This is a genomic window from Neobacillus sp. NRS-1170 (assembly GCF_050468025.1).
The window spans coordinates 36,903-51,476 of the sequence record NZ_JBITPF010000049.1 but is presented as its reverse complement, the minus strand read 5'-3'; the positions used below and the strand labels follow the sequence as shown (position 1 = coordinate 51,476).

Below are 14,574 nucleotides of genomic sequence, written 5' to 3'. Positions count from 1 at the left end.
GTTCATTGGAAAGGGTGGTGCCGTATGAAAAATGGTTCATGGATGATTGTTGTTTGTGAATGGATATGGAGGGCAATCTCAGCAAATATATGCTGGATTGCCTTTACCGCCTTGGGAATGGGGGTATTTGGCTTTTTCCCGGCAACGGTTGCCCTGTTTACAATCGTCCGTAAATGGCTGAGAAAAGATACCGATGTGCCTGTTTGGAAGACATTTAAGCAGGTGTATTTTAAAGAATGGAAGAGAAGCAATGGAATAGGCCTTGTTTTTTACAGCATCGGCCTTTTTCTTTTTATCGATATCAGGATTACAGAGAGCTTTATGTCGGGGATTTTTGCCAGCTTCCTTTCTATCATCCTTTACATCCTGGTGATCCTCCTAATATTGGCAGTCGGCCATTTCTTTGCCGTCTATGTCCATTATGAGCTTTCGAGTAAGGAATATATCAAACAGTCCTTTCTCATCACCTTAACGGGGCTGCCTTCCACCATCTGGATTGGTGCCGGATTTTTTGTTATTGGCTACCTGATCAATCAGGTTCCCGGCCTCATCCCGTTTATTTCTGCGGTTGCCCCTGCCTATTGGATGATGAAGGTATGTCTCAATAGATTTGCTCGTTTAGAAAGGCTCTGTTAGAGGGAAAATTGTAGCTATTTCCGATTCGCTGATAAAAGTGTGAAATTCGCTGATAAATGCTCCGGATTCGCTGATAAAATCAAATATTCGCTGATAAAAGGTAAAAATCCGCTGATAAATCTATCAGACTAGTTTTTCTGGTGTAAAAATACAATTTTATTTCGCGATTTTGTATGTAAAAACCACCAAGTTTACAAAAAAAAGTATGAACCAGATTGGAATTCGGAGAAAAACAGGGGGAATACAAGTGGAACTGCACTTAAAGGGGGACACATCTGCTGTCGCAGATGGTCTCGAGCTTGTTTCAAAACGATTAAATGTTCTACTTTCTACTGATGGATATCCAATTCAAGTGAAAAATCAGCAAAGCCCGTTAAGGGTGGTGAATAAAAACGGCCAGGGAGAAATTTCGTTTGAAAAGCCGGTTCATTTTTTCCGTGCGATTGGATTGTGGCTGGAGAATTTTCAAAAAAGCAGCGAATTCGATATAACCGAGAATCCTCAGTTTAACATGAGTGGTGTGATGCTGGATGCGTCGAGAAATGCGGTTCCAACAGTGTCGGACGTAGAGAAGCTTCTGCAGCACATGGCCGTCATGGGACTAGACACCCTGATGCTTTATACGGAGGATACGTACGAGGTAAAGGAGTATCCTTATTTTGGATATATGCGCGGAAGATATACATTTGAGGAACTCAAAACATGTGATGAATATGCCGGGAAGCTCGGGATTGAAATGATTCCCTGCATTCAAACCTTAGGCCACTTACGGGAAGCCCTGAAATGGAATTATGCCTCAGGCTTCAAAGACACCGATGATATCCTGCTCGTTGATGAGCCTCAAACGTATGAGTTTTTAGAGAGCTGTCTAAAAGCAGCCTCTGAGCCATTTCGGACCAAACGGATTCATATCGGCATGGACGAGACGTTTCAGCTTGGCCTAGGAAAATATTTGGAGAAGCATGGCTATGAGAACCATATTGATCTCATGAACCGGCATCTCCAAAAGGTGGTCTCCATTACCGATAAGCTGGGGCTTAAACCGATGATTTGGAGCGATATGTACTTCCCGCTGTTTGCCGAAAACAGCCCTTATAAGGATGAAAGCGGGAGTATTCGGGAGGATATTCTTGAGGGCATTCCTGATGTCGAGCTTGTTTATTGGAACTATTACCGGAAAGAACAAGAAGTGTATGAACGAGATTTTCAAAACCATAAGCTGCTTGGCTCCACGCCGATTTTTGCCGGCGGGGCTTGGACATGGAATGGACTAGCGCCGAACTATGGCAAGGCGATTGCGACAACAGAAGCGGCACTGGCTGCCTGTAAACAGGAAGGAATCGGCGAGATCTTTGTAACATTGTGGGGAGATAACGGAGCAGAAACGCCGGTTGCGACCGCTTACCCGATTATGCAATTATTTGCCGAGCACACCTACCATGAGGAAGTATCCATTGAAAAGGTGTCAGAGCGCTTTGCATTTTGTGCTGACGGGCATTTTGCCGATTTTATGAATTTGAAATTATTGGATGAAACACCGGGTGTCATGAAGGATAACATGAATACCTCGATGACGTCGAAGGTGCTGCTTTACCAAGATAGTTTAATAGGCTTATATGATGAGAATGTCCGCGGTCTTTCATTAGGGGAGCACTATCAGCAGCTGGTGTCCGTGCTTGAAAAAGCCAAAAGGGAAAATCCAGTATGGGAAGCATTGTTTGATTTTTATGAACAGCTGGCAAGGGTGCTGGCTGACAAAGCGGAAATCGGCATCAAGATTCTAGCGGCGTATCAGAACAACGATTATGAACAAATGAAATCGATTCTAATTACTTTGGATCGAATCCAGAAGAATGTGGACCTTTTAAGGCAAAAGCACCGGGACATCTGGTTTGCAGCATACAAACCATTCGGCTGGGAAGTGATCGATATTCGTTATGGCGGCGTCATTACCCGGATTGATTCCGTCAAATACCGGATTCAGGAGTGGCTCGAGGGAAGGATTCAGCGGATGGAGGAATTGGAAGAAAAACGGCTGTGCCATGATGGGCCATGGGAAATCGTAGATGGGCTGGTTGGCGGTAATGTCTATCATCGAATCGTCACTGCAGGCAACTTTTCATTGTAAAAACTAGTCATAATGAGGTGAAAACATGTTCTTAACGGAAAGAAAATTTGAAGAACGTATCAGGGAATTAGAGGGTTACCGGTACCGGGACCTTAAGGGAATTCAGCAATTTTTCGCGCAGGAGGATGATGGTGCGATTGGTGCCTATCCACCGGCTGCGTATGATGAACAAAAGGTGATGAAAATCGGCGACTACTGGAAAGGCCGCGATCGCTATATTTGGCTTCATGCCGAGATCGATACTCATTTGCCATATGCCGATCAGCCAATTGTCGGTCTATTCTCGTTTGGAAAAACGGGCGGGGGCAATAATTCAGGCTTTGAGTCCCTGCTATATGTCAATGGCAAACCCTATCAGGGTGTCGATTCCAACCATGAAGAAGTACTCTTCGATGACCAAACGTCCAAGGGGCCGATGCGTTTGGATTTCAGGCTATGGTCAGGACTTGAGGGTGGAGGAGTTCCAACAGAAAATGAATTTAAGCTGCAAATGGCCGCGATCGGCTGGCTGGACCGCCGGGTGGATAATCTATATTACACCCTATTAGCTGCTTATGAAGTGATAAAAGAAACAAGTGAGTCGGACTCCGCCTATACCATTTTGAAAAAGTTGATTTCGGATGCCCTTCAATTGATTAATTGGACCGAGCCTGGCAGCCCGGAATTTTATCAGTCCTGTTATGCGGCGGAGGAAAGCCTTACGGAGGCGATTCAGTCCTTCACCAAAACATCAGACATCACTATCCACACTGTCGGCCATACCCATATTGATGTGGCTTGGCTTTGGCGGTTAAAAAATACACGGGAGAAGTCTGCTCGTTCCTTTTCAACGGTCTTGCATTTAATGAAGCAATTCCCTGAATATTTATTCCTGCAAACACAGCCGCAGCTCTATGACTATATCAAAACGGATTATCCCGAGATTTACGCTCAAATAAAGGACAGAGTGGCAGAGGGGAAATGGGAAGCCGGCGGAGCGATGTGGCTTGAGTCGGATTGCAATATTCCGAGCGGCGAATCGCTGGTCCGCCAAATCCTGCACGGGAAGAACTTTTTTAAAGAAGAGTTTGGCGTCGATTGCGGGTACCTATGGCTTCCGGATGTGTTCAGCTACAGCTGGGCGCTGCCACAGATCTTAACAAAATCAGGCATCAAAACAATGATGACGACCAAAATCAGCTGGAATCAGTATAACCGGATGCCGCATGATACTTTTTACTGGAAAGGTATCGATGGTTCCGAGATTTTAACGCATTTTATTACGACGCCGGAGCCATGGAATTCTCCGGACTCTTGGTTCTATACGTATAATGGCTATATAACCGCGAAAACGGTGAATGGCGCCTGGAAGGGCTATCGTGATAAGGAGTTATCGAAAGATTTGCTTCTTTCCTATGGATATGGTGATGGCGGCGGCGGCGTCAACCGGCATATGCTTGAAATGCGCCGCAGATTTGATGCGCTGCCAGGGATGCCAAGAGTAAAAACGTCGACAGCTGGGGAATTTTTTAACAAGCTTCACGAAAATGTTTCCGAATCGGATGGCTATATTCATAAATGGGATGGCGAGCTGTACCTCGAGTACCACCGGGGCACCTATACAAGCCAGGCGTTTATGAAGCAGATGAATCGAAAATTGGAGCTGCTATACCGACGGGCCGAATTCCTCACTTCATGGCTATCTGAAAATGGCCAATGGATGGGAGATGACGAGCTCAAAAATGGCTGGAAGATTATTTTGCGCAATCAATTCCATGATATTATTCCTGGTTCCTCCATCCATGAAGTGTATGAGGATGCCAAAGAAGAATACAAGGTGGCGCACGACCTAGTCCGAAACGTGGAAACCCGTATCATTGAACGCGGAATCGAACAGGATGACCGCTCTGTCGTGCTCTTTCATGCGACCCACCACCAGGGTAAGAAAAATGTGGTGGTTCAGCAATTTGCCGATTTTGCCGGTGGTATTTGGAAAAACAGCAAGGGAGAAATCTTAACCCATCAAAAACGGGATAACGGCTGGCTGATTGAGGTCGACACCCTTCCATCCTTTGGGGCCAAGACGTTATATTTTGAGCCGGCGGCAGCCGTTCAGGAAACGAAAACGAATTTCAGCTATCATGACCGGAAACTGGAAACGCCGTATTACCTGGTTGAATGGAATGAATTTGGCCAAATGACGTCCCTCTTTGATAAGGAAGCTGGCCGTGAGGTCCTAGCTGAGAATCAAAAGGGGAATATCCTGCAAATTTTCGAGGATAAGCCGCTTGCCCATGATGCTTGGGATATCGATCTCTTTTATCAAGAAAAAATGGAAGAAATCCGCGATTTAGTTAGATTTGAAGTCGTGGAAAATGGGGAATTGACGTTTACGATTCTTGCTAAGTGGACGTATCACCATTCTGAAATCTCCCAGCGGATTGTCTTTTATCAAAATGTCCGCCGCATTGATTTTGAAACAACGGTGGATTGGCATGAAAAGAGAAAACTGTTGAAGGCAGCTTTCCCAGTGGATATCCGCGCCACCGAGGCCACTTATGATATTCAATATGGAAATGTGAAGCGCCCGACTCATTGGAATACAAGCTGGGATATGGCCAAATTTGAAACAGTCGGCCATCAGTGGGCCGATCTGTCAGAGCCGGACTATGGGGTAAGCTTACTGAACGATTCCAAATATGGCTATGACATTAAAGAAAATATCATGCGGATCACCTTATTAAAATCCGCGATTCATCCTGATCCACAAGCAGATCAGGGAACCCATTCGTTCGTTTATTCGCTTTACCCGCATATCGGGGAATGGCGCAAAGCGAAGACGGTCGAGACAGCGTGGGATTTGAACGATCCTGTTACGAGTGTCGAAGGGAAATGGGCAAAGGAAGAGTCTTTCCTCGAAATGGATGCGGATCATGTTTGGATTGATGCTATTAAACCAGCCTATGATGGCAACGGGATCATTATCCGCCTTCATGAATATGAAGGACGCAGGGGCAAGGTTTCTCTCGATGTTCTAAGAGGCATCACCTCGTGGGTGGAGACCAATTTAATGGAAGAACCTATCGGAGTTGAATCTGCAGCGCCGATTGAGGTTGAAATCAAACCGTATGAGATTAAGACTTTTAGAGTTTTATAGATAAGCTGTGTAAAAAGCTATTGTTGATTTTTACCACTGTTGATTGGAGCGGAAGGCGCGAAGACTCCTGCGGGAGTACGGGGCAGGGAAGACCCCACAGGCGCCAAAGCGCCGAGGAGGCTTCCTGGCACGCCCGCGAACCGCTCGCGCCTGGAGCGCAAATCAACAACTAAGTTTAACAGAGCTATAAGACAAAAAAGAACCGACTAGACTGCTTCAGTCGGTTCTTTCATTTTATTGTACTAAATTCTAAGATTTTTGCACTTAATCCCAAATTAGTCAACTATAATTAGCTCTCTTTTCCCTATAAAATAAAGGTATGGAAGTGCTTACATAACATTCGGGGGGAGGAGAAATATGAAAAGGATATTAAGCGATCTCTATAAAAATCGAGTTTGGCTGCTTATGGTGTTACCAGGAACAATTTGGCTGCTTCTATTTTCGTATTTGCCGATGTTTGGACAGGTATTGGCCTTTAAAAAGTTCCGAATTGATCCCGATGGATTTTTTGCCAGCGTCATGAATAGTGAATGGGTTGGCTTTGACAACTTCAAATATTTATTCAGTACAAATGATGCCTGGATCATAACCAGAAATACCATCCTCTACAATCTTGTCTTTATCGTATTAGGGCTGGTAACGGCGGTTGCAACAGCCGTCTTGCTCAGTGAGTTAATCAATAAGAGGCTGTCTAAGGTTTACCAAACTTCTATCTTGTTCCCGCATTTTATTTCATGGGTTATCGGCAGTTACTTTGTCTTCACTTTCTTAAGTACGGAACACGGTTTGTTAAATCATATTCTTGGCTGGTTCCATATCGACCCTGTTTCGTGGTATAGCGAGTCGAAATATTGGCCGTTTATTCTCGTATTCATGAGCATGTGGAAAGGCGTTGGTTACGGCAGTATCGTTTACTTAGCCTCCATCGTCGGAATTGACCGGACGTATTATGAGGCAGCGATGATTGATGGCGCCTCAAAATGGAAGCAGATTAAACATGTTACCCTGCCAATGCTTAAGCCATTAATGATTATCCTGACGATCATGAATATTGGCCGGATATTCAACTCGGATTTCGGATTGTTTTATCAAGTGCCAAGAGATTCGGGAGCTCTATATGGAGTCACAAATGTAATTGATACATTCGTATACCGTGGTCTTATGAATCTGGGGGATATCGGCATGAGTACGGCAGCAGGTCTTTATCAGTCAGCTGTTGGATTTATCCTCGTGATTATTACCAACTACATTGTCCGTAAAGTGGATGAGGAAAGTGCCTTGTTTTAAGGTCCATTTCTTGACGAAAGGAGGAAAAGTCGCCCGGCGGCTAATGATATGCCAAAACTAGAACAAACCCAATCAACGCTTCTTATTCAAAAAGCAGTAGAAGAAATGAAAGAGGGAAAGGCTAAGATCACCAGGAAGAAGTATCGGGACCCTCAACATATGCATCCGGCTGCAAATGCCATTATTAGTGTGCTGCTTGGGATTCTCGCATTTACGTGTATCTTTCCGTTTATCTATGTCATAATCATTTCATTTACAAGTGAGGAAAGTATTGTTAGGAACGGTTTTCAATTGATCCCGAAGGAATGGAGCCTGGATGCTTATCATTATCTCTGGAGTATGAAGGAGTCCTTTTTCCGCTCCTATGGTGTTACGATTTTTATTACGATTATCGGTACCATGATTAGCGTGTTCATGATTACCTTTTATGCCTACGCGATTTCAAGACCGCAATTTAAGTATCGAAGATTTTTCACGTTCTTAGCATTCTTTACCATGCTGTTCAGTGGCGGTCTGGTGCCGACATACATTGTTGTCACTCAGTTCCTGCATTTGAAAAATTCCGTTTGGGCACTGATCCTGCCCCTTGCGATGAATGCGTTTTACATTATCATCATGAGAACTTTCTTCCTAAAGTCCGTTTCTGAATCGATTTTGGAATCGGCAAGAATCGATGGGGCAAGTGAATGGAGAATCTTCTTCCAAATCATCTTCCCGCTTTCCTTACCGGGAATTGCCACAATCGCTTTGTTTAGTACACTGGGTTATTGGAATGACTGGTTTACAGCCTTGCTTTATATTGATAACCCTAATCTGGTGCCGCTTCAAGCTTTACTCATGAAAATAGAGGCAAATCTTGAATTTATGAGAAAGAATATGGATGTCGCCATGATGCAGACAAGTTTATTTGATACCATCCCGCAAGAATCGGCCAAAATGGCCATGGTTGTAATCGCCACCTTGCCAATTGCAGTCTCCTATCCGTTTTTCCAAAAGTACTTTATTAGCGGACTGACGATTGGCGGCGTTAAAGAATAATCAATAGAAAGAGGAGAAGAGGAATGAAGAAAAAGAAGTTAGGCATTATTCTCGCATCCGTTCTGGCAGCTGGTACCCTGCTATCTGCCTGCACCAGCAAAGACAGTGCCACATCCGCAAAAGACGGTAAAAATGGCCAGCCTTATGAAATTAAATGGTACACCATTGGAACCCCGCAAAAAGATACTGAAAAAGTCTTTGCAGAAGTCAACAAGTACACAAAGAAAAAAATCAATGCCACTGTGAAAATGACGCAAATTGACTGGGGTGATTGGGATCAAAAATCACAGGTGATGATCAATTCAGGGGAACCCTTTGATATTATCTTTACGAATGGTACCTCTTACGTTCAAAATGCTCAAAAAGGTGCATTTAAGGACATAGACGATATGTTAGGGAAAGAGGGGAAAGAGCTTAAAGAGACTCTTAATCCGGCCCTGTTAGAAGGAATTAAAGTCAATGGAAAAATTTATGGCGTTCCTACTAATAAAGAGGCAGCAAGACAATCGGTTTATACCTTTAATAAACGCCTCGTAGACAAATACCACTTTGATCTTTCAAAAGTAAAAACCTTGGAAGACCTTGAACCGATGCTCAAAACGATTAAAGAGAATGAACCTGGCGTCACTCCAATGGCTACATTTAAAGCCTATCTTCCATACGATTATATCTTTAATAATGAAATGCCATTTGCCTTTGCTATGGAAGGCGATAGAGACCATGTGATTAACCAATTTGAAACTGATTTAACCATGAAAACCTATAAAACCATGCATAAATATTATAAGGCTGGATTCCTTAAAGAAGATGCAGCGACAAGTAAAGACAGCTGGCCAATGGATGTAGAAAACTGGTTTGTCCGTATGGGTGATTCTCAGCCATATGCTGATTTATTATGGTCTCGCTCGGCTAAGTATGATGTTGTTTCCGTTCCGGCTGAAGATCCGATTACCATTAATGATTCTGTATCCGGTTCCATTCAGGCCATCTCAGCTACTTCCAAGAATCCTGAGAAAGCAATGGAATTCCTGACACTGCTTAACACTGACCCATACCTCCGTAACCTTGTTGACAAAGGTATCGAAGGCGTTCATTACGAAAAAAATGACGATGGAACGATTAAAGACCTTCCAGCACGTATCGATCGTTATAATGTTCCATCTTATTCACTTGGAAACTTCTTTGTTTTGGATTTGTATGAAAATGATCCTAAAGATAAATGGGCTAAATTCGAAGAGTTTAACAAATCTGCCAAAACAGCGCCAACACTTGGTTTCCATTTTAACAGCGACTCAGTAAGATCTGAACTTGCATCGATTACGAATATTTCAAAAGAATTCTATCCGGCATTGGCAACAGGTTCTGTTGACCCAGAAGAGTACTTGCCAAAATATAATAAGAAGTTAAAAGAAGCTGGAATTGACAAAGTCTTAAAAGAAATTCAAAAGCAATTTGACGAATGGAAGAGCAAGCAAAAATAATAACAGAAAGTCAAGCTGGGTGGAAAATCTCAGCTTGATTTTATTTAAACCATGCAGGGTGTTGCGGATTCGTAACCAGTGGTAGACTAGAAAAAACAATAAGTATAGTTTGAGGACATCAAAATGGGATTAAGAAGAAAAGGACGTTTTACTCAAAAAATATTTAATAAACTATTCTTGGCATCATCTATCACTATTATTTTAACCATCATTGTTTTAATCGTTACGATTACGAACTATTACTCTGAAGTTATTATTCAAAAAGAAGTGAACGTCAATACAAGAACGATGGAACGAGTGGAGGATTACTTTTCCGCTAAAGATGCAGATATTAATCGATCCAAAAGGGATTTTTATGTTAAAGGGGATGTCATTGACGATATTTCCTTTGCCCTTCAAAACGGGTATGCGAAATATTTGGAATACCGTCTCGATAAATTTTCGGAGGGCAAATCATTTGTACCGAATAATATTGATACGTATTTCAATGCCTATTTCGGTCAAGATAGCGATATTAATGCGATCAGTTTACGTTCGTTGGAAACCCCCTCTGTAGAATACCTGCTCATTTATCAAAATTTACGATGGAATAAAAGCATCATCGGTCATTCCATGGATGTGGCCAGCCCCCTTCTTTCAGAAGGGATTCCCAGGTTTGGCGGGGATGGTATTCCAAGAGTCAGGCAACTAACAGATACCTTTACCAAAAAGATTGTCGTAAACAATCCAGTGACCTTGAAAAAAATAGGTGAGATTACTATTTTTTACTCAACTAATCGTCTAGACAAAATGGTCAAAAAGCGCGATGGAGTACCTTCTTCCTTTTTTATAAAGGATGCTGAAGGCAAAATCATCTATTCCGTCAATAAGGGTGATGTTCCCTTAGATATGATCAAACAAATACAGCCTGAAACAAATGAGAAAAAAATAAAGTGGCAGAATGACCATTTTTATATCAGTACCATTGCGAACCAGGGTGATTATACGTATGTCAGTGTTATTCCCGATAGAGGGTGGCAAAAGCTGACGATTGTCAGGGGAACCATGTGGGGAGTTATTATATTCTTCATCATTATTTCTATTTTAATTTCCTATTCCTTTACCCGAAATTATTCCAGGCGTATTAATAAAATTGTTTCGACTATTCGGCAGGTTGAGAATGGAAATCTGGATGCCAGGATACCAGAATCCAAACATGAAGATGAACTATCAAGGATTGCTGTTAATATCAATTCGATGTTAGATGAATTGAATAATTATATTGAACAATTTTACCTGTTAAATTTAAAGCAGCAGCAAGCGGAGTTGAAAGCGCTTCAGGCCCAAATCGATCCTCATTTTTTATTTAATACGTTAGAGGCAATACGGATGGTAGCTGTCGTAGAGGGTTCAAAAACTTCTAGTAAAATGATTTTCCATTTATCAAAGCTATTCCGCTACTCGTTAGAGTCAAAAGACACGGTGCCTTTATATACAGAAATTGAATATGTAAATCAATATTTAAAATTAATGCAATTTAAATTCCCAAACAAACTACAGGTTGATATTCATATTCCTAGTGACGTGGAGCAAACACCTTTGCAAAAGCTCATTTTGCAGCCGATCATTGAAAATTATTTTGTTCATGGTTTTAGAAAGGACCGTTCTGACAATGAGTTACACATTCGTGCCACTCAGCTTGGGGAAACGTTGGAAATCACAGTGGAGGATAATGGTAAGGGGATAACGGAGGAGGATCTTGCGATGATTGTCCAGCATCTTAATTGTGAAGAGGGAGATGAAATGGATTCAATTGGATTAAGAAATATCCATCAACGTTTAAAACTGAAATATGGAGATACATTCGGCATTTCTGTGAAAAGTATCAAAGATAAAGGAACAATTGTTACCCTTTCTATTCCAGTAAGAGGGAACAGCCATGTATAAGGTGCTTCTTGTTGATGACGAGCCGTTAATTACGATAGGTCTTCAAGCCCTTCTGGACTGGGAGGACTATGGGTTTGAAATTGTGTCGCGTGCCGAGAGCGGGGAAGAGGCTCTTGCTTATCTTAAAGAACATCCAGTCGACCTCCTTATTACAGATATTTTAATGGGAGAAATGTCCGGTTTAGATTTAATTGAGGCAGCGAAAAAAATCCAGCCGAAGGTGAAATGTATTATTTTAACTGGTTACCAAGAATTCGAGTACATTAAGCAAGGTCTGTTATTAGGGATCGAAAACTATCTAGTCAAACCAGTGGATGAGGACGAGCTATTAACGACCATTCAAAATGTAGGCCGGAAAATGAATGCTGTGTCGGGAGGCAATCAGGCACAGGAACCGTCAACCCTATTGGATAATACCTTATGGCGGTTTTTAAATGGCGAGATTGAGAAGAACGACTGTCTGGAAAGATTGTCATTATACGATATCCAGTTTACTCAGCCGTATTATGCTGTTTCTATTTTAAGCTTTGAAAACTATTACAGGGTTGAGAGTTTAAAGGAAATCAGAAGCTTTATTGAGGATCATTTTGCTGCCGTCTGTTTATTTAGTCCAAATCAAGACCTGGTCATTATTTTAGGGGGCGAAAAGGAAGAGGAATTGTATCGATCTAACCAAGGCCTGGTAGAGCAGCTAAAAGAGGAAAAAAGCGGAGCCGGTTTATTCTATTTAGCGATGGGAACGCCGGTAAAAACAGTAGACGAATTAGAAGAAAGTTATATGAGGGCAAGGGAGTATAGCTTATTGCAGCTATATTCATGCCCAAATGTTCTTCTTTCCGAACATTTGACGATTGATAAGCATGAAGAATTAAAAAAACAGCAGGAATTTAAAGAAACGATTGTCAAGCAGCTATTGAAAGTGGAGGGAGAAGTTATACAACGGATTGATTCCTTTTTTCAGGATCTCACCAGGAATTCCAGCTTTATCTCCCCGCCAGCTGCCAGAAAATATATCTTTGATTTACTTTCTTATATCCATTATTCGTTGCAGCCGAACGATCTCTCCTATCATACAGCTGCAATCGAAAGAATAGCGTATAGCTCTGATATTGACGAGATGAAAGTCATTTTGAAGGAATATTGCCAGGAATTAATTTTTTCGATCCACAAACAAGTCCATAATCGCAGTCCGATTGTCCAAAATGTCCTTGATTATATCCATGCCCACTATGATGAAGGGATTTCGTTAAAGACATTAGGCCAGCAGTTTCATGTCAATGCTATCTATTTGGGACAATTATTTCAAAAAGAAGTAGGGGCGGTTTTTTCAGAATACCTAAACCGATACCGATTGGAAAAGGCAAAGGAACTCCTCAAAACCACCCATTACCGTGCAGGTGAAATTGGCAAAAAGGTCGGGTATTCGGATACGGCTTATTTCTATAAACAATTCAAAAAAAGTGTGGGAACCACACCAAGTGAATGGAGAAAAATTAAATAAAACGATGGAGATGAACAATGGATATTAGTAGTTTGCATGAACATAACCTTACCTATCGTTTCCCAAAAAACTTTTGGTGGGGAAGTGCCGCATCAGGCCCGCAAACCGAAGGCGCAGCGCTGATGGACGGAAGAAAGCAAAGTATCTGGGATTATTGGTACAGCACGGAGCCTGCTTGTTTTCATAATGGGGTTGGCCCGGAACACACATCGGATTTCTATCATCGGTTTAAAGAAGATATCCAGCTGATGAAAGAAACGGGCCATAACTCCTTTCGGACCTCGATTCAATGGTCACGTTTGATTCCGGATGGAACCGGTAAAGTAAACGAGAAGGCCGTTGCCTTTTACAACCAGGTCATCGATGAATTGATTGCTCATGACATCGAACTATTTATGAATTTATACCATTTTGATATGCCGATGTGCATGCAGGAAAAAGGCGGCTGGGAAAGCCGGGAAGTCATCGATGCCTATGTGAATTATGCGGAGACCTGCTTTCGCTTATTCGGCGGACGTGTGAAATATTGGTTTACCTTTAACGAACCGATTGTCCCGGTTGAGGCCGGGTATTTATATAATTGGCATTATCCTAATGTGATAGATTTCAAACGGGGTGCAACGGTTGCCCACCATACCATTGTGGCCCATGCGAAGGCAGTAGAAGCCTTTAAAAAATTAAAAGTTGACGGGAAAATTGGCATTATCCTAAATCTTACCCCCTCTTATCCACGGAGTCAGGATGCCGAAGATGTAAAGGCTGCCCATATTGCTGATTTATTCTTTAACCGCAGCTTCCTTGATCCGGTCACAAAAGGCGAATATCCTCGTGATTTGGTTGATATTTTAAAAGAAAGAGACCTGCTTCCAGCCGTAGAAGCAGGTGATTTAGAAGTGATCAAAAACAATCCGATTGATCTTTTAGGCGTGAATTACTACCAGCCGCGCCGTGTTAAAGCGAAAGAGAAGCCTGAGCCGGAGAGTGCTCCGTTTATGCCGGAACATCTCTTTGATCCGTATATCATGCCAGGACGGAAAATCAATCCGCACCGCGGCTGGGAAATCTGCGAGGAAGTTATCTATGATATTATGATTGACCTCCGTGACAACTATAGTAATCTGCCATTCTTTATTTCGGAAAATGGAATGGGTGTTGAAGGGGAAGAAAAGTTCCGTCATGCAGAAGGGTTTATTGAGGATGATTATCGGATTGAATTTATCCAGGAACACTTGAAATGGGTGCATAAAGCCCTTGAAGAGGGAGCGAATTGCTTGGGATATCACCTATGGACCTTCATGGATAACTGGTCATGGACGAATGCTTATAAGAATCGATATGGATTAGTGGAAGTAGATTTAAAGAACCAGTTAACACGAACAGTTAAAAAATCAGGGAAATGGTATAAACAGTTGTCCGAAAACAATGGGTTTTAACCATGAAA

General features: G+C 42.3%; 9 protein-coding genes. All 9 read left to right on the top strand.

What is annotated here, in order from left to right:
* Positions 1-24 precede the first annotated feature (24 nt).
* Positions 25-636, top strand: a complete 612-nt coding sequence (locus tag ACIFOT_RS20840) for a YesL family protein (RefSeq protein WP_430067276.1) — start codon at positions 25-27, stop codon at positions 634-636.
* A gap of 247 nt (positions 637-883) precedes the next feature.
* Complete coding sequence (locus ACIFOT_RS20835; protein ID WP_430067274.1) at positions 884-2,764, top strand: beta-N-acetylhexosaminidase; 1,881 nt, start codon at positions 884-886, stop codon at positions 2,762-2,764.
* A gap of 25 nt (positions 2,765-2,789) precedes the next feature.
* On the top strand, positions 2,790-5,900 hold the full coding sequence (locus ACIFOT_RS20830; RefSeq protein WP_430067272.1) for an alpha-mannosidase: 3,111 nt from the start codon (positions 2,790-2,792) through the stop codon (positions 5,898-5,900).
* Positions 5,901-6,257: 357 nt separating this feature from the next.
* Positions 6,258-7,187 (top strand): ABC transporter permease, encoded by a 930-nt coding sequence (locus ACIFOT_RS20825; protein ID WP_430067270.1) that lies wholly within the window; start codon positions 6,258-6,260, stop codon positions 7,185-7,187.
* A 159-nt stretch (positions 7,188-7,346) separates the two neighbouring features.
* Positions 7,347-8,225: a carbohydrate ABC transporter permease gene (locus ACIFOT_RS20820; RefSeq protein WP_430067598.1), complete on the top strand. Its 879-nt coding sequence runs from the start codon at positions 7,347-7,349 to the stop codon at positions 8,223-8,225.
* A 23-nt stretch (positions 8,226-8,248) separates the two neighbouring features.
* Positions 8,249-9,706, top strand: a complete 1,458-nt coding sequence (locus ACIFOT_RS20815) for an ABC transporter substrate-binding protein (RefSeq protein WP_430067268.1) — start codon at positions 8,249-8,251, stop codon at positions 9,704-9,706.
* 123 nt (positions 9,707-9,829) lie between these two features.
* Positions 9,830-11,632 carry a sensor histidine kinase gene (locus ACIFOT_RS20810; protein WP_430067266.1) on the top strand — a complete coding sequence of 601 codons (1,803 nt, stop codon included), beginning with the start codon at positions 9,830-9,832 and terminating at the stop codon, positions 11,630-11,632.
* The gene (locus ACIFOT_RS20805; RefSeq protein ID WP_430067264.1) at positions 11,625-13,133 is read left to right on the top strand and encodes a response regulator; all 1,509 of its coding nucleotides are present in this window, start codon (positions 11,625-11,627) and stop codon (positions 13,131-13,133) included. The genes ACIFOT_RS20810 and ACIFOT_RS20805 overlap by 8 nt, the downstream gene beginning before the upstream one ends.
* A gap of 17 nt (positions 13,134-13,150) precedes the next feature.
* A complete protein-coding gene (locus ACIFOT_RS20800; RefSeq protein WP_430067263.1) occupies positions 13,151-14,566 on the top strand; it encodes a glycoside hydrolase family 1 protein in 1,416 nt (471 codons plus the stop codon).
* Positions 14,567-14,574: the final 8 nt, after the last annotated feature.

Excerpts from the sequence above, each read along its gene's own strand:
- ACIFOT_RS20840 (WP_430067276.1), top strand. The coding sequence starts at position 25 with ATGAAAAATGGTTCATGGATGATTGTTGTTTGTGAATGGATATGGAGG.
- ACIFOT_RS20830 (WP_430067272.1), top strand. The coding sequence starts at position 2,790 with ATGTTCTTAACGGAAAGAAAATTTGAAGAACGTATCAGGGAATTAGAG.
- ACIFOT_RS20825 (WP_430067270.1), top strand. The coding sequence starts at position 6,258 with ATGAAAAGGATATTAAGCGATCTCTATAAAAATCGAGTTTGGCTGCTT.
- ACIFOT_RS20820 (WP_430067598.1), top strand. The coding sequence starts at position 7,347 with ATGCATCCGGCTGCAAATGCCATTATTAGTGTGCTGCTTGGGATTCTC.
- ACIFOT_RS20815 (WP_430067268.1), top strand. The coding sequence starts at position 8,249 with ATGAAGAAAAAGAAGTTAGGCATTATTCTCGCATCCGTTCTGGCAGCT.
- ACIFOT_RS20810 (WP_430067266.1), top strand. The coding sequence starts at position 9,830 with ATGGGATTAAGAAGAAAAGGACGTTTTACTCAAAAAATATTTAATAAA.
- ACIFOT_RS20805 (WP_430067264.1), top strand. The coding sequence starts at position 11,625 with ATGTATAAGGTGCTTCTTGTTGATGACGAGCCGTTAATTACGATAGGT.
- ACIFOT_RS20800 (WP_430067263.1), top strand. The coding sequence starts at position 13,151 with ATGGATATTAGTAGTTTGCATGAACATAACCTTACCTATCGTTTCCCA.